14 protein-coding genes and 1 other annotated feature are annotated in these 16404 nt (G+C 38.4%); of the genes, 3 read left to right on the top strand and 11 right to left on the bottom strand.

Annotated features, from left to right (window positions below; translation table 11 throughout):
- Positions 1 to 75: 75 nt before the first annotated feature.
- Positions 76 to 1350 carry a M48 family metallopeptidase gene (locus tag FCJ93_RS17540; RefSeq protein ID WP_095312718.1) on the bottom strand — a complete coding sequence of 425 codons (1275 nt, stop codon included), beginning with the start codon at positions 1348 to 1350 and terminating at the stop codon, positions 76 to 78.
- A gap of 621 nt (positions 1351 to 1971) precedes the next feature.
- On the opposite strand from FCJ93_RS17540, the gene FCJ93_RS17535 reads away from it, so the two are divergent.
- Complete coding sequence (locus FCJ93_RS17535) at positions 1972 to 2193, top strand: DeoR family transcriptional regulator (RefSeq protein ID WP_095312716.1); 222 nt, start codon at positions 1972 to 1974, stop codon at positions 2191 to 2193.
- Between the two features lie 65 nt (positions 2194 to 2258).
- Here the strand turns inward: FCJ93_RS17535 and FCJ93_RS17530 are convergent, their stop codons facing one another.
- Together FCJ93_RS17530 and FCJ93_RS17525 are read right to left on the bottom strand one after the other, a co-directional pair.
- Complete coding sequence (locus FCJ93_RS17530; protein WP_137744291.1) at positions 2259 to 2978, bottom strand: pseudouridine synthase; 720 nt, start codon at positions 2976 to 2978, stop codon at positions 2259 to 2261.
- 238 nt (positions 2979 to 3216) lie between these two features.
- Positions 3217 to 4836 (bottom strand): putative polysaccharide biosynthesis protein, encoded by a 1620-nt coding sequence (locus tag FCJ93_RS17525; RefSeq protein ID WP_095312712.1) that lies wholly within the window; start codon positions 4834 to 4836, stop codon positions 3217 to 3219.
- 215 nt (positions 4837 to 5051) lie between these two features.
- Between FCJ93_RS17525 and FCJ93_RS17520 the strand changes: the two genes are divergently transcribed.
- Positions 5052 to 6326: a BaiN/RdsA family NAD(P)/FAD-dependent oxidoreductase gene (locus FCJ93_RS17520; protein WP_095312710.1), complete on the top strand. Its 1275-nt coding sequence runs from the start codon at positions 5052 to 5054 to the stop codon at positions 6324 to 6326.
- Positions 6327 to 6352: 26 nt separating this feature from the next.
- Here FCJ93_RS17520 and FCJ93_RS17515 read toward each other — a convergent pair whose 3' ends face one another.
- Entirely contained in the window at positions 6353 to 6541 is a 189-nt protein-coding gene (locus tag FCJ93_RS17515; protein ID WP_137744290.1) for a sporulation protein Cse60, read from the bottom strand.
- A gap of 60 nt (positions 6542 to 6601) precedes the next feature.
- The gene (locus FCJ93_RS17510; RefSeq protein ID WP_095312708.1) at positions 6602 to 6910 is read right to left on the bottom strand and encodes a rhodanese-like domain-containing protein; all 309 of its coding nucleotides are present in this window, start codon (positions 6908 to 6910) and stop codon (positions 6602 to 6604) included.
- A gap of 418 nt (positions 6911 to 7328) precedes the next feature.
- Here FCJ93_RS17510 and FCJ93_RS17505 point away from each other — a divergent pair, with 418 nt between their 5' ends.
- Complete coding sequence (locus tag FCJ93_RS17505; RefSeq protein WP_095312706.1) at positions 7329 to 7733, top strand: hypothetical protein; 405 nt, start codon at positions 7329 to 7331, stop codon at positions 7731 to 7733.
- Positions 7734 to 7954: 221 nt separating this feature from the next.
- Here FCJ93_RS17505 and FCJ93_RS17500 read toward each other — a convergent pair whose 3' ends face one another.
- From FCJ93_RS17500 to FCJ93_RS17475, 6 genes are all read right to left on the bottom strand, one after another.
- Complete coding sequence (locus tag FCJ93_RS17500) at positions 7955 to 8557, bottom strand: response regulator transcription factor (protein ID WP_095312704.1); 603 nt, start codon at positions 8555 to 8557, stop codon at positions 7955 to 7957.
- Positions 8554 to 9693, bottom strand: a complete 1140-nt coding sequence (locus FCJ93_RS17495; protein ID WP_095312702.1) for a sensor histidine kinase — start codon at positions 9691 to 9693, stop codon at positions 8554 to 8556. Before FCJ93_RS17495 ends, FCJ93_RS17500 begins: the two co-directional genes overlap by 4 nt.
- Before the next feature lie 6 nt (positions 9694 to 9699).
- Entirely contained in the window at positions 9700 to 10440 is a 741-nt protein-coding gene (locus FCJ93_RS17490; RefSeq protein ID WP_095312701.1) for an ABC transporter permease, read from the bottom strand.
- Positions 10441 to 11340: an ABC transporter ATP-binding protein gene (locus FCJ93_RS17485; protein WP_137744289.1), complete on the bottom strand. Its 900-nt coding sequence runs from the start codon at positions 11338 to 11340 to the stop codon at positions 10441 to 10443. It lies immediately after the preceding gene.
- Positions 11341 to 11807: 467 nt separating this feature from the next.
- On the bottom strand, positions 11808 to 14222 hold the full coding sequence (gene leuS / locus FCJ93_RS17480) for a leucine--tRNA ligase (RefSeq protein ID WP_137744288.1): 2415 nt from the start codon (positions 14220 to 14222) through the stop codon (positions 11808 to 11810).
- Positions 14223 to 14396: 174 nt separating this feature from the next.
- Positions 14397 to 14617 (bottom strand) — a binding site (T-box leader).
- Positions 14618 to 14909: 292 nt separating this feature from the next.
- Positions 14910 to 16112, bottom strand: a complete 1203-nt coding sequence (locus tag FCJ93_RS17475) for an MDR family MFS transporter (protein WP_137744287.1) — start codon at positions 16110 to 16112, stop codon at positions 14910 to 14912.
- Between the last annotated feature and the right edge of the window lie 292 nt (positions 16113 to 16404).

Here is a 16404-nt window from a genome sequence, read left to right as displayed (position 1 = left end):
ATTCCCTCTTATCAACGAAAGAGCAAGGCCATTGTCTTCACTTGCTCTCTGATGCTTCAATCCATTCTCTCATTTTTAATTTTCACTTAGCAATGTAGCAAGTTCATTATACTCGTAATCGACAGCATAATCATATGCTGTTGAGCCTGTAGAATCCTTGTAGTCAACATCAACTCCATATTCCAATAGAAGTTTGACCATCTCAATGTCTTCCGCAAGCACTGCTGAAAATAATGGCGTTGTCTCGTATTCATCAACCGTATTTGGATCTGCTCCAGCCTTTAGAAGAGCCTTTGCTGCTTCGTAAGAAGAATAATACACGGCCCAATGAAGAGCGGTAGACCCTTCGAAATCCATTTCATTGATATCCATTCCTTCATCAAGAAGAGATTCTATTTTTGCCACATCATTTTCAATCGCAGCATTTATTAAAGGAGTTGTATCATCGATTTCTGAAATAACCTCCGAAAAGAAATCTGTTTTTCCAAGGGCAATAATAGTATAAGTAATGCCTGAAATCACAATGGTAATAGAAAATATTGCAATGATCAGCCCTATCCAAACGCGTCCCTTCGGTTCTTTTAATGGTTCTGTCGCTTCAGGCTCATAGCAGGCTGATAATTCATAAATTCTCTTAGGTAAATGAGGATGTGTCGAGAGTTTTTCATTCAACCAAACAAAAAATCCTGATTCTGTTTGAAGCTGCCTCATATAAATTTCATGATTTACTTTCGCGTAAAGCTCTTTTCCAATTGCAAGCATCAGCAATGCATTTGTAGATGCTTCTAATGATTGAATATAGTAGGTTGCATAACGATCACATGTATACTCACATGCCCGCAAGTATGCATTGCCAAGGAAAGGTACCCACATTGCCGGCAAAATCAACAAGCTTATTAACACATGCTTTCTTTTTAAATGGGCAAACTCATGCGCTAAAACAAACAGGACTTCCTTTTCTCCTTCTTTTTCAATCAGATCAAAGATACCTGAATAAAGAACAACCATATCTTTTTGAAAAAAACGCGTTGCAAAAGCGTTTAACATTCCTTCAGATTCGACGACATAAAGATCGGGTATTTTCGATAAACCCATATCTTTAGCTACCATCACGGCTTTTTCATAAATCTCAGGAAATTGTTCTTCACTTAGCTTTACCCCATTGCGACGAATTCCACCAACATAAAGACCATTGAGAACAAGAGAAAGAAGTAAAATAAATGCGATGACAAACACTCCAAAGATAGAAAAAGTCAAAAGAATGTAAATCAAAATACTAAAAATGAGAACAAGCCCAAAATAAATGTTTTCCTTTCGATGAACCAGTTGATTTTCAATTGTTGTATCCAAAAACAAAATCTTCCTTTCTTGATAGTCTGTTATGAATTATAACCGATTGAGAAAAAATCGAATAGAGGGAAATTTTAGTTTCCTCGACCAAAGAATGAGCATCCCGTTCCCTCCATATAGATGCTCAATACTTATTGTTTTGCCTCATTCCGAGAGTCATTGCCAAATTCAAATCAAGCAATTGTTGAAGTCAACTACAGGATGTTAAAAGCTAGCAATACTACTAGTCATTCTGTAAAAACTCGATTATGAAGTGTCAAACACGGTCAGTCAATCTAGAGTCAGCGTCCGCTCTTATCTACATAACTAAAAAGAACTGTATGATAAGTTATAAGAATTTTCAAATTTCGTACATAAATAGCTTGTCTTTTCCCATATGTATTACTGAGTAAGACAAGAAAGGGGAGAAGAATATCAACAAATTAATTCATTAAAGTAGAAATTATTAAAAAATAAGTTTAGAATTATGTTATAAGGTTTAATATGAAAATATATTTGAAAGAAATCGATAAAGGGGTTGTCTTGGGAAAAGAAGCGTACATATGTATGAGAAGATTCTCATAGAAGCTGTCAGTTGTAGGATTATGCCACAGGTTTGAAAAAAGGATAGGGAGTGGTTTTTTGAAACCTTCGACTAACCGGATGATAAACCGAATCAAATCCGTCTACATGTTTATTAATCAACAAGGAACTGTAACAACTCAAGAGCTTGTAGAAGAATTTGGTACAACTCCTCGGACGATCCAACGAGATTTAAATGTTCTAGCTTATAACGACTTAGTTGAAAGCCCAAGTCGCGGTAAGTGGACAACAACACAAAAAAAAGTAAAAATGACCTCGTAACTGAAAAATTAACTTTAAGAAATTAGAAGTCGCCTCAATTGGGGCGACTTCTTTATGCAGATATTTCACTTTACTTCATATTCAAGCAAACTCTTTATTTCCTGTTCCGTTAACTCTCTATACTCTCCGAGTTCAAGCGTTTCATCGAGTTCCAACGGCCCCATCGATATTCGTTTCAAATAGAGCACTTTTTTCCCTACTGCCTCAAACATTCTTTTTACTTGATGAAATTTACCTTCAGTAATCGTTAATTCAATGTCCGAACGTAGTCCTGTTTTTAAAATTGTCAGCTCCCCTGGCTTCGTAACATAACCATCATCTAACATAACACCCTTTTTAAAAGCGGTCACATCCTCTTCTGATACTTCCTGATCGATAACCGCAAAGTAGGTCTTTGGCACATGCTTCTTAGGGGATAATAAACGATGGGAAAGCTGTCCGTCATTCGTTAAAAGTAAAAGCCCTTCTGTATCCTTATCCAATCTTCCAACTGGAAATGGAGAGAAAATAGCATCTTCCATTTCTAACAGGTCAACAACGGTTTTTTCGTAATGATCCTCCGTTGCAGAAACAACGCCAGGCGGCTTATTCATCATTAAATAGATAAATTCTTTATACTCCACTACCTCACCAAAAAGAGTCACAACATCCTCTTCAGGATTAACATGTTCCTTTGCGTCTTTAACCAATTTATCATTTACCTTAACGACTCCGTCTTTCAGCAGTTTTTTTACATCTTTACGGCTGCCATAGCCAAGATTTGCAAGCATTTTATCAATTCTCATTTTCCTATCCTCATTTCCACATTACTCACTGGGCAAATCGCATCGAAAACAGACTAAGCAGCTACAACGACTAAATTTATGGATAATAAACAAGACGCAGCAAATGGTAACCTGTATTTTGCTTTTCTTGCTGCTACTCTGTTCTAACACAAACACCCTTGCATCAACAAGGGTGATGTATAATTTGAACAGCTGTGCCTCTATTTCACGTATACGGGAATCCGCAATTTCCATATCGTTAAATTTTTAGCCTCAGTTTTTCTTTAATGCTGTCAACCCTAGCACCAAAAAGAAAATTAACAAGTTTCGATTTTAAACCTAAATAGAAATACACTCCCGCACCTGCTATTGCACAAATCGCGACAATGATAAGCGCTTCAAGCTTGACGTCTGGTGAAAGGAACATCGTCAGTAAATAATACACAAGCTTTGTAACGAAATACATAATCGCCGTAAAGATCACGATTAAGATCCCTCTTCTAAAAACAAGACGAAAGCGATATTTAGAGAATGCTTTAATCACAAATAAATTGATTAAAATTGCCACACTATAACCAAGTGCCGTTGCTAGAATCGCGCCCTTTGTTTCCATCAATTTTATCAACGGGATATTCAAGCTGAGCTTAATTAAAATGCCCACCAATAAACTAAGAATATTAAATTTCTGCGCATCAATTCCTTGTAAAATAGCTGCTGTCACGGCATAAAGGGCAAAGAGCATCCCTATTGGCGCATACGCTTCTAATACTTCTGCTCCCAGAGCATCTGGCTCATAAAACACCGTATAAAAAGGCTCTGCTAATAGGGATAAACCAAGAGCGGCTGGTAATGTTAAATAGGTAAGCACTTGAAACGTTTGATTCAATTGACGATTTAATCCGAGCTGATCTTGCTCTGTATAGGATTTAGTGACTGCTGGGACTAATGTTAACGAAAAAGCTGTTGCCAGTGAAACTGGAATAATGACAAGCTTTTGCGCCTGGAAATTAAGAATTGAAAAAGCATGCTCAGCATCATTGAAAGCATAACCCATCGAGACCATCGTTGGATTAAAAGTTAGCTGATCAATAAACTGAAACAATGGATTGGCAATTCCGACTAATACAAAGGGAATGGAATAAAGAAGGATTTCCTTGTAAATGTCTTTAACAGAAATATCTATCGTTTTTCGATCACGAAGCAGCAGTTCATCAAACATCGGCTTTTTCTTAACCCAATACCAAAATAGAACCGCAAGTCCTCCAAGACCACCGATAAAAGCCGCAAAAACAGAAAAGCTAACTGCCGTTACTAAGCTCCCTTTCATTACCTCCAAAACAATAAAGGCACCGGCTAATACGAAGGCAATCCGGACAATTTGTTCGACTACTTGAGAAACCGCTGTCGGTTCCATTGATTGATGGCCTTGGAAAAAACCTCTTATAATAGACATAAATGGAATAATGATTAAAGCAAAACTAACTGCTCGAATAACAGTTGTGACATCTGCCATATGATCGATAAAATCTGGATCGGTAATAACCATAGCTGCTAAAGTAGGGGCAGCCATATATAAAATCAGAAAGGAAATAATTCCTGTAATCGCCATTAACACGAGACCTGTCTTAAATAATTTCCTTCCTACGGCATATTCTTCTATGGCATTATATTTTGAAATAAATTTAGAAACAGATGCAGGAATCCCTGCCGTCGCAATACTGATGAAAATCGTATAGGGAACATAGGCATAATTGTAAAGAACCGTTCCTTCATTCCCTACTAAGGCAAAAAAAGGAATGACATAAAACAAGCCAAGAAATTTCGAAATAAACGTACCAGAGGTTAACACAAATGTCCCTCTTAACAGCTTTGAAGACATAACATCCCATCCTAATCAAAAATCAGCGAGCAAAAAAATCTTCCAATTTAACAGTTTACACTTCTTTAAAAATAACTTCTACCTTTATATGTATCCTTTTCATGACAATCGTTCATGTTCTATAATATACTGATTAGATACTTTTCAAAAGTAAAAGCCCCGTTTTTAGAATAAATATCCTCCAATTACATGGAGCCGTTAAGGAGAATGAATGGATGCAAAATGATGTAATTGTCATCGGTGGTGGTCCATCTGGTCTGATGGCAGCCATAGCTGCTGGTGAACAAGGAGCAAATGTTTTATTAATCGACAAAGGGGACAGGCTTGGGAGAAAATTAGCGATTTCAGGCGGCGGAAGATGCAATGTGACGAATCGTCTTCCGATTGATGAAATCATTAAGCATATCCCGGGGAATGGGCGCTTTTTGTACAGCGCATTTTCAATTTTTAATAATGAAGATATTATCAACTTTTTCGAAAAACTTGGCATTGAATTAAAAGAGGAAGATCACGGGAGAATGTTCCCTGCCTCAAATAAGGCACAATCCGTTGTGAATGCTCTTTTAAGCAGGTTGGAACATTTGCATGTACAAATAAAAACCAACTCGCCTGTCTCTGATATTGACTTTAATGAGGAAGGTCCCATTACTGTTCATTCGGAAAATGGACAGAGCTACACCACTGCAGCAGTCATTATTGCGGTTGGCGGTAAATCAGTTCCTCACACCGGTTCAACGGGTGATGGCTATGCATGGGCTGAAAAGGTCGGCCATACAATCACCGAGCTTTACCCGACTGAAGTCCCATTAACTTCAACAGAGCCGTTTATTAAACAAAAGGAGCTACAAGGGTTATCTTTACGAGACGTTTCGTTAAGCGTACTTAATCCTAAAGGCAAAGCGATCATTACACATCAGATGGATATGATCTTTACCCACTTTGGCATCAGCGGTCCTGCTGTTCTTAGATGCAGCCAGTTTGTAGTGAAAGCAATGAAAAAGTGGAATCTCCCCGAGGTAACGATGAGCTTAGATGCACTTCCTGATAAAAAAGAAGAGCCTCTTTTTCAAGAATTACATAAATTAATCAAAACGGAACCGAAAAAAAGTGTGAAAAATATTTTAAAAGGATTGCTCCCTGAACGTTATTTACTTTTCCTTCTCGCCTATAATGAAATTGATCCAGCCATCCAAGGAGCCAATCTTTCTTCTGATAAGCTCCGTGCATTCACACATAGCTGCAAACAATTTCAATTTAAAGTAAACGGGACGCTTTCTTTAGAAAAAGCCTTCGTTACTGGCGGAGGTGTTTCCGTAAAAGAAATCGAGCCGCAGACAATGGCCTCAAAGAAAAAGAATGGACTCTACTTCTGTGGGGAAATTCTCGATATCCATGGCTACACTGGTGGCTATAACATTACCTCTGCTCTCGTAACAGGGAGACTGGCAGGAATGAATGCAGCGCTCTTCGTTCAAGAAAATAAAAAGTGAAGCCTCCTTGTTAAGGGCTTCACTTTTTATTTACGGTAAACAATCATTGCAGAAAAACAATAAACCTGTTCCTGCTCTTCTTCATCCTCTGGAAATGCAGCAATATTGTATTTAATATCAAGTAGCTTTTTTTGATCCAATCGTTCCAAAAAACGATTCATTTCTCTTTCTAAATCTTTTTCATGCTCCTGATCAAATAACTTAACCTGGATCACCGTTCTTCTCTCCCAATCTTTTTTATCCATTATTGACAAATTGGGAGGATTTTATAACGATTAGACGATTACTTCACCGTTCCATTCCAGCATTCCGCCGACCATATTCCGCACTTTATAGCCTTGATCCTGTAAATAATAACACACATTTTCACTTCTTCTACCCGAACGGCAAATAAAAATATATTCCTTGTCCTTATCAAGCTCATCTAAATGATTGGGGATCTGTCCCATTGGAATATGTTTCGCTCCTTGAATCATCCCTTGTGCGACTTCCTCATCTTCTCTCACATCAATAAGAAGTAATTCTTCACCATTTTCAATTTTCTGCTCTAATTCTTCCGTTGTTATGGTCTTAATCGCTTCCATCACACAACACCTCACATTTATCACTATTTAAACAGTAAAAACATTTTATTATAATACTATAAATGAAAAAGGCTCCAGTTGTCATGCTATAGGTTTTTTACGCTTGTTATAAGTGATGTTCATTCACTGTTTCAATAAAGCAGGAGATTTTTTTCGAAAAGAGACCAGCATATATTATTTAAGCTTTGCTTCAAAATATTACTTTTCAGATTTAAAATCTTTCGTAGCTATAATTACTCTCCCAACCAACAGCATATTTGGATATGAAACAACGGAACTACATTCCTTATTATCTGTTTATAAATAAGTTTATCTTTATTTCCTTTACTTTTAAGTGGATAAACTATTTATCACTGTAACTTTATAAGTTTTAAACTCGTTGTATATATTAAATCGTTTTACAGGAGGTTTTTCACAAATGAGGAAATGGGAAATCCTTTTCGCTATGCTTTTAATATTTCCGGTATTAAATGGTTGTGCAAGTTCATCTACTCAAAATGAAAATAAAGAAATTGATAAAATTATTTTAACTTCTTTTTCAGATAAAAGCCACGAAGTCACCGTGAACAAGCCAGATGTATATAAACTCCAAGCATTTTTGAACAGTAACAAGAAAATGGAGGGAATCATTAATATGACTGCTCCAGATTATATCGTATCTGCTATTTATAAGGACAATCGAGAGGATAAATATCATCTATGGGTAGGAAATAAGGAAGAAACAAGTGCAATTTCTGAAATAGATAACACTGAATCTCTTTATACGCTTTCTTCAGAAGCTACACAAAAAATCCAAGAGCTAATGAAAGCAAATGAGAACTAACTGAAAATGGTAGTTCTAAATTTTGCGCAGGCACTTGCTTTTCTGAGGGAAGGCGGTGAGCATCCTCTGAGCAGCCGCTCCTGCCGGAGACTGATTGGCCGGAAGCAATGCCTAAAGCTCTTCGAACCGGTCAATAAATACCAAGTCGAATAACACTCCCTTTCAATTTTCCTGTAAAGTTTCAGGAGGAGTTTTTCAATTTTTCTTCCTTTATCGGATTTTTACATCCACCCTTTTTCTTTAGCCACAGCAATGGCCTCAATTCTATTTTTAACGTTTAACTTATTAATTGCTTCAGAAATATAGTTTCTTACGGTGCCAGAAGACAAGTACAGCTCCTGCGATATTTCCTTTGCCGTCTTTCCCTCTGCCACTAATCTTAATACTTCTTTTTCTCTTTCTGTTAGTGGATTATCTCCCTGTAAGCTTCCGAATACCAACTCTGGCGCATATTCTCTTTTTCCCTTCATCACATTTCGAATCGCTTCCGCCAATTCATCACTGGAGCCATCCTTTAATACATAGCCATGAACTCCTGCATTTACGGCTCTTTTAAAATAGCCTGGCCGGGCAAAGGTCGTGAGGATAATGATTTTACTAGGAGAACCTATTCTCATCAAATCCTCAGCCACCTCTAATCCGGATTTAATCGGCATTTCTATATCGAGAAGACAGACATCTGGTTCCAGATTGATAACAGTGTTATAAGCTTCCTCCCCATTTCCCACTTCTTCTATCACTTCGATATCATCTTCCATATTTAAAAGAGAGCCTAATGCACCTCTTAACATCCGCTGATCTTCAGCTATAATAATGCGAATCATGATACATCTTCAGCCTCCCTTTCCTTGATAATAATCGGGACTGTTATTTCCAGTCTTGTTCCTTGTTTAGATGTTAATTGCAGGGCTCCATCAATAAGCTCTAACCGTTCTTCCATTCCTTTTAAGCCATTCCCCAACCTAGTAGGATCCGAAATCCCCACACCATCATCTTCGATTGCGATCACGACCTCTCCTTCAAGAGAGCAGATGGAAACATAACAATTTTTTGCTTCACTATGTTTAACCACATTAGTAACTGCTTCTTTTAAGCACAAGCTTAAAATATTTTGAGTCAAGTATGGGATATCGCTTACATCCGAATCACCATTTAAATGTAAGGCAATTCCTGCTGTTTGGAGCAATGCTTGGACTTCTATAATTTCTTCCGCCACCGTAATGGTTCTCATATCTGATACAAGTTCGCGGACCTGAGATAATGCAGATCTAGCCGTTCTTTCCATCTCCTGCGCCTCTTTATGCGCTCTTTCCGGGTCCTTAACTGCCAGCTTACCTACAAGCTGGCTTTTTAGCGCCAACAACGATAATGTATGACCGAGGGTATCATGAAGATCACGGGCAATTCTCATTCTTTCCTCTCGCTTTACAAGTTCTTTAATTTGTTCGTTTGCTTCATCCAATTTTCTTTCAAGCTCCATCCTGCTGACCATGGAGCGTATTCCAAATGGCGCCACAAGCATAATAATAATAAAAGGGGTAAAATAAAAAATGCTCCTCTCAAAGTCATGCGCTGCCATATGAATGAGCAATGGCAAAATAATCGCACCTGCAAGAAACATCAACATATAAAAAAATATTTTTTTCTGTTGATACCAGCCAATAAAATGAGCAGAAAAAAAGCCAAGAAATACATTATTTACATTATAAAAAAGAGAAAGAATCAAAATAATCCCAATTTGCATGAAGAGCCAAAAACTAAACATGTTTTTGGCTTCACTTGACACATAAAGCTGTCGGTACGTGAAAAGAAAAAGAAATAGCAATAAGTATCCAAATATTTGTTTAAAGCTGCTCTCCTGACTCACATAATAGCCTGGCATTAATAAATACACTAAAAAAATATATGGGAACAGACCATACTGTCTAGGAAAGAGCGCAAATCTTTTTTTCTCACTCATAAAATCTTACACCGCCGCTTCTTGTTTTCTCCTGATATAGCTTGATAATACCATGAAAATGATGAGATATCCGATTAAAACAAGAACATTCGAAACGTCTGGCCCATTTCCACGGACAATTTGCCATGCTCCATTTCCGAAATTATAGGAAGGGAGCCACTGGGCAATTTTTTGAACGATCGTTGGCATAATTTCCAACGGCATCCACATCCCTCCGGATAGAGCTAATAATAGATAAACGAGATTGCTGACACCTGAAACCGTGTCGACCCGTTTCATAGTCCCAAATAGTACGCCGAGAGCTAAAAAAGGAGCAGATGCGAGCAAAATCCATAGCCCACTGAGCAACCATTCTAGAGGTGATAAAGTAACACGATTTATAAAGCCTCCTGCCGTAAAAATAACGATGATCGAGAGAATATGAATGACCGTTTGGCCAACCATTTTTGCGAAAAAGTAAGCGCTAGTTGATATCGGTGTAATTCTCATGAACAGTGACCAGCCTTGCGTTCTCTCCTCGACAAGTCGAATCCCGAGCGTCATAATAGCAGAACCCATTACACTAAAGGTCGTCATAGACATCAAATAATGGGCTTGCCATTCCTGATCATTGTCGAAAGCATTATTAAAAATTCTTGTAAAAATCACATAAAAGACAATTGGCATAAGCAGAGACCAAAAAACATAATAGGGGTTTCGCAAAATCTTGATTATTTCCATTCTACACTGCATCAATAACCCTTTCATTTATATGGCCTCCTTATTTTTCGTTAGTTGCTCAAACGCTTCATCCAGTCTTCCCTTTTCAATCTCAATCCCTTTGACTCCAAGCCTTTTTTCAAATAAGTAAGCAAGTACGTCATCCGTTTGCTCGGTTACAACAATGACGCGATTATTCTTTACATAAACATCAGAGACGATCGCTAAGCTTCTAATTTCATCCAACGGCACTTCACTATTTTCAATAAAGGAAACAGACTGTTTTGTAAGCCTGTTTTTTATCGCATGTGGAGTTCCATCTGCGACAACCTCGCCCTTATGGAAAAGGAGAATTCTCTCTGCAACATCATCTGCCTCCTGCAAATAATGAGTCGTGAAGATAATCGTTTTTCCCTTTTCTTTTAATGCTTTAACAGTATCCCAAAATCGTTTTCGGGCTGTAATATCCATTCCAACTGTTGGCTCATCAAAAAATAATAGATCCGGATCACCGGCGAGTGCTAGTGCAAACCCCAGCCTTCTTTTTTGCCCACCTGAAAGCTTATCAGCCCTTTTTTTCATCTCTTCTTTCTTCAGGCCTGTTAATGCCACAAGCTCCTCAAAATCCATCGGTGTTGCATAGTAGCTCCTAAATAATTGAATTATTTCTTTCACTGTTAAGGTATCAATTACGCTTACTTCCTGAAGCATGGCCCCAATCTTTTCACGCACGGCCTTTTCCTTTGGGTCCATTCGAAAAATTTCAACTTTCCCCTCTGTTGGCTCTAATAATCCTAACATCATCAGGATGGTCGTCGATTTCCCAGCACCATTGGGACCTAAAATAGCGACTACCTCACCTCTCTGAATCGAGCAGGAGAGTTCATCGACAGCTGTTTTATCTTTAAATTTCTTTGTTGCTTTTTCGATTGAAACCACTTCTTCCACCTCATCCACCTCCATCGTTTCTATATTCAGTATAACGTCGGAACAAATGTTGAGATTAGTGGATTGTGTCATCAATATGTGATGACATTTGTCATAATTGTTCTTTTTCCATAAGCTAAAATTTGCAAAACACAAGCGCAGGACGCCTTCGGAACAATCAGAAAGCAGATAGTTCCTGCGTGCTATTCCAGAAATATTCCTTAGTGCTCATCGCTGCACAAACATAAAAGGGTCCGTTTTTTCAATATAAGAAGCCTACGGTGCTGGCAACTCCGGTTGACTTATCGTTCGTTGTAAAAATCCAAATACCGAGTTTAACTGGGAGCTGAAGTTTGTTAGGCTTTGGGTTTGTTCCGGCCCAATCACACTTAATTTTTTATATAAAAAACTCCCCATTAAATAGCAGATTACATATTAATCTGGCCACTTAATGGGGAGCATATCAAAAATTCATTCAATCCTTTTATTTAGTTAGCAACAATGTTCACTAGCTTACCTGGAACAGCAATGACTTTCCGTACAGTTTTGCCGTCAATTTGTTCCTTTACCTTTACATCTCTCATAGCAATTTCTTCAAGCACCTCTCTATTTGCATCAGCCGGTACCATTAGCTTCGCCTTGACCTTGCCGTTAATTTGCACGACAATCTCAACCTCATCATCTACAAGCTTCGCTTCATCATATGCCGGCCATGCCTCATACGTAATCGTTCCATCGTGTCCTAGCTTTTCCCACAGCTCTTCTGCTATATGCGGAGCTATAGGTGCTAACATCTTCACAAAACCTTCCACATAGCGAATTGGCAATACTTCCACTTTATATGCTTCATTAATGAATACCATAAGCTGAGAAATCGCCGTATTAAAACGCAAGCCTTCAAAATCCTCTGTTACTTTTTTGACCGTTTGGTGATATACCTTTTCTAATTGAATATCTTCACGATCCTTCACCTTCGGACTTAACGTACCGTCCTCTTCAACGAACAGACGCCAAATTCGATCTAAGAAGCGGCGAGAGCCATCTAAACCATTTGTTGACCAGGCGATCGATGCATCAAGTGGTCCCATGAACATCTCATACATACGCAGTGTATCTGCACCATGACTAGCAATAATATCATCTGGATTTACAACATTTCCTTTTGATTTACTCATTTTTTCATTGCCTTCTCCAAGAATCATCCCTTGATTGAATAGCTTTTGGAATGGCTCTTTTGTCGTAACAACGCCGATATCATAAAGGAATTTGTGCCAGAAGCGGGCATAAAGCAAATGAAGTACCGCGTGCTCTGCCCCTCCAATATAAATATCCACTGGCAGCCATTCTGCTAATTTTTCTTTATCCGCTAATGCCTTATCATTATTTGGATCGATGTAACGCAAGAAATACCAGCAGCTCCCTGCCCATTGCGGCATTGTATTCGTTTCTCTACGGCCTTTCTTCCCTGTTACTGGATCGACAACATTGACCCAATCTTCAATGTTCGCTAACGGAGATTCTCCCGTTCCAGAAGGTTTAATCTCCTTTGTAACAGGAAGAATTAATGGAAGTTCTTCCTCAGGTACTGCTGTCATCGTCCCATCTTCCCAATGAATAATTGGGATAGGTTCACCCCAGTAGCGTTGGCGGCTAAACAACCAATCGCGAAGACGATAAGTAACTTTTTTTGTTCCGATCCCTTTCTCTTCAAGCCAAGCAATCATTTTTGCAATGGCTTCTTCTTTGCCCATCCCGTTCAAGAATCCAGAATTCACATGCTCACCATCACCTGTATATGCTTCTTTCGAAACATCCCCGCCAGCAACAACCTCGCGGATTGGCAAGGCAAATTTTTGCGCAAATTCAAAGTCTCTTTCATCATGTGCAGGAACAGCCATTATTGCGCCGGTACCATAGCTGACAAGTACATAGTCAGCAATCCAAATAGGCATTTTTTCATTATTGACTGGATTAATCGCATATGCACCAGTAAATACACCTGTTTTCTCTTTTGCTAAATCGGTACGTTCTAGGTCGCTTTTTGTTTTTACCTGCTCTAAATAAGCGGTTACTGCCTCTTTTTGTTCAAAGGTCGTGATTTTTTCTACAAGGGCGTGTTCAGGAGCCAATACCGCATAGCTTGCGCCAAACAGCGTATCCGGGCGTGTCGTAAAGACAGTAAACGTTTCATCATGCCCATCAATGGCAAATGTCACTTCCGCACCTTCTGAGCGTCCAATCCAGTTCCGCTGCATTTCTTTAAGGCTCTCCGGCCAATCCAATTCCTCTAAATCTTCAAGAAGACGATCAGCATAAGCTGTAATTTTTAACATCCATTGCTTCATCGGACGGCGCTCAACCGGATGCCCTCCACGCTCACTTTTGCCATCGATAACCTCTTCATTTGCAAGTACCGTTCCAAGTGCAGGACACCAGTTAACTGCTACCTCATCAATATATGCCAAGCCTTTTTCATATAGCTTTAAAAAGATCCATTGCGTCCACTTATAGTAGCTCGGATCTGTCGTGTTAATTTCTCTATCCCAATCATAGGAAAACCCTAGTGCCTTGATTTGGCGTTTAAATGTTTCGACATTATGCTTTGTGAACTCTGCTGGATCATTTCCTGTATCCAACGCGTATTGCTCAGCAGGAAGACCAAAAGCATCCCATCCCATTGGATGAAGAACGTTATAGCCTTGCGCACGTTTCATTCTTGAAAGGATGTCTGTTGCTGTATAGCCTTCAGGATGCCCTACATGAAGTCCTGCACCTGATGGGTATGGGAACATATCAAGAGCATAAAATTTTCTTTTCCCTTTATTCTCACTCGTTTTATATGTTTTATTTTTTTCCCAGTAGCTTTGCCACTTTTTTTCAATTTCCTGATGATTATAGCTCATCTTTCTTTCCTCCTAATAAAAATATTGTGTGAATATGTAGATGATTATTGCGATATTTTGGGGCACTCTTTTCAATGATAATTCATTAGCTAGCAGCATACATACGAAAGGGTTAGAAGGCTCTATCAAAACAAATAGCAGTTGCGAGAACATAATAAAAAACCCCTCATCCCGAAAAGGGACGAGAGGATTATCATTAACTCTCCCGCGGTACCACCCACATTAGTGACAAAGTCACTCGCTCAACCATCCGTAACGCGGTTAACGGCAAACGCTACTTATTTTCACGCTTGCGACTCAAAGGCGAGTTCGTGATGATCCCGGTTGACTTTCACCTGCCGTCAACTCTCTAAATACGGGTGAACATCATTACTATTCCTTATCCCAGTCATTATTTTTATAAATGGCTTTGTTAAAAAAAATTACTGATAAAAGCGATTTTGGGCCCATTTCATGTGAAAACTTGATTCGACACGTCTTTTTACGATAACTGAAAGGTTTTCTGATTCCATGAGCGAATCGACATACAACAAAGCTTTATAGATACAAACATTGTATAAAATTTCCGAACGAGTTGCAAGTTGTTAAAATGGCGAAAAAGTAATAACTAGTATACGTTCATCTTCTTAAAATGTACCATCTCATATTCGATTTTACCATCTTTTTTCAAAATTTATACATGGTGATTTAATGACTAACTTCCGAAACAACCTTTTGCTCAGCTTTCATTGCCAATTTCCGATCATAGAAAATCGTTGTGAAGATGGCGATCACAAATAAGAAAATCAAAACGGTAAAAAGCATCGACATCCCATATAAATCAACCAATAAACCTCCGAGAATGGGTCCAATCATTCTTCCGCCAGTTGCTGTACTGTTGACAATCCCTTGATAAAAGCCTTCTCTTCCTTTCGGAGCAAGCTTATCAGCAATCGTTGGCACTGCTGGCCAAACTAGCATTTCTCCCACGGTTAAAATAATCATCGCGGTTAAAAAGCCAAAAAATGCCTCCGCCTTTGCTGCAATTAAAAAAGAAATAATAAAGATCAACATTCCGATAACAATTTGCGTCTTAACATTTTTTTCAATTGCTTTTATTCTCAGTGCTCTATTTAAAAATGGCTGCCCTAACACAATTAACGCACCGTTAATTGTCCACAAAAAACTGTATTGCTTTAATGATATATTTAATTGCTGTGTATAAGTGGAGATTGTCGCCTGCCACTGTACATAGCCTACCCAACAGAGAAGATAGCCGATACATAAAATCAGCAGTGCATATAATTTTGTATAATCTTTATCAGGTTTTGGTTCTAATCGTGCCACTGATTGCAAATTTGTTGTCGTTTGAATCGTACGATACCCCATTAAAGCAATAGCTAAAAAGATAACATACATCAATGTGTTTGCAATGAAAATAAATTGGAATGAATAAGAAGCAACAATTCCACCCAATGAGGCACCGATCGCCACTCCGAGATTTTGCGCGACATATATGGCATTAAAGGCTCTTCTGCCCCCTTCTTTCCAAACAGCGCCAGCCATTGCATACATGGATGGAAAAATGATTCCTGAACCAAAACCAGCTATCGTGAGAAAGGTGACATAGGGCAAAAAGCTATGCCAAAAAGACAAGCCTGTAAATGAAACAACGGTAATGGTAATCCCTAAAAGAATAGACTTATATCCGCCAATTTTGTCAAAAAGAAAACCGCCAAACAAGTTCCCAATTACAGTGGCCCCTGCATTTAACATCAAAACTATTCCTGAGATGGACAAGGTCTTGCCAAGATGCTCATGAATATAAATCGCATTTAAAGGCCATAAAAAAGAAGAACCTGTAACATTTACCGCCATCCCAATAACTAAAAGCCAAAGACTTCGTGGCATGCCAATCGCTCCTTTCCTTGTTCCCTTTATATTTGTAAACAGCGTCTATATAGCGCAAAATTTCGAGTTCCAAAATATTATATTATTCCTTTTTTGCTTTCAGTGCAATGATTTAATTTATTCAGTTTTTTCATATAAAAATGAATTTTCCCTAGACTATAAAAAAGGAACGGAGCTGGGACATAACTAGCTTCAAATAATGAGAAAGGTGAATTTGAGGGTACTCAAATTCACCTTTCTCTATTTTTGTGTGTTCATTTTTCTATTACCTTAGTTAATGGCCGTGAATTTT

This window comes from Robertmurraya siralis (genome assembly GCF_005502275.1).
Classification (GTDB): Bacteria; Bacillota; Bacilli; order Bacillales; family Cytobacillaceae; genus Robertmurraya; species Robertmurraya siralis.
The sequence above is the reverse complement of the archived record's forward strand: the minus strand, read 5'-3'. Positions and strand labels throughout refer to the sequence as shown.

Excerpts from the sequence above, each read along its gene's own strand:
- leuS (WP_137744288.1), bottom strand. The coding sequence starts at position 14,222 with ATGAGCTATAATCATCAGGAAATTGAAAAAAAGTGGCAAAGCTACTGG.
- FCJ93_RS17525 (WP_095312712.1), bottom strand. The coding sequence starts at position 4,836 with ATGTCTTCAAAGCTGTTAAGAGGGACATTTGTGTTAACCTCTGGTACG.
- FCJ93_RS17530 (WP_137744291.1), bottom strand. The coding sequence starts at position 2,978 with ATGAGAATTGATAAAATGCTTGCAAATCTTGGCTATGGCAGCCGTAAA.
- FCJ93_RS17500 (WP_095312704.1), bottom strand. The coding sequence starts at position 8,557 with ATGATTCGCATTATTATAGCTGAAGATCAGCGGATGTTAAGAGGTGCA.
- FCJ93_RS17490 (WP_095312701.1), bottom strand. The coding sequence starts at position 10,440 with ATGAAAGGGTTATTGATGCAGTGTAGAATGGAAATAATCAAGATTTTG.
- FCJ93_RS17495 (WP_095312702.1), bottom strand. The coding sequence starts at position 9,693 with ATGAGTGAGAAAAAAAGATTTGCGCTCTTTCCTAGACAGTATGGTCTG.
- FCJ93_RS17510 (WP_095312708.1), bottom strand. The coding sequence starts at position 6,910 with ATGGAAGCGATTAAGACCATAACAACGGAAGAATTAGAGCAGAAAATT.
- FCJ93_RS17505 (WP_095312706.1), top strand. The coding sequence starts at position 7,329 with ATGAGGAAATGGGAAATCCTTTTCGCTATGCTTTTAATATTTCCGGTA.
- FCJ93_RS17520 (WP_095312710.1), top strand. The coding sequence starts at position 5,052 with ATGCAAAATGATGTAATTGTCATCGGTGGTGGTCCATCTGGTCTGATG.
- FCJ93_RS17475 (WP_137744287.1), bottom strand. The coding sequence starts at position 16,112 with ATGCCACGAAGTCTTTGGCTTTTAGTTATTGGGATGGCGGTAAATGTT.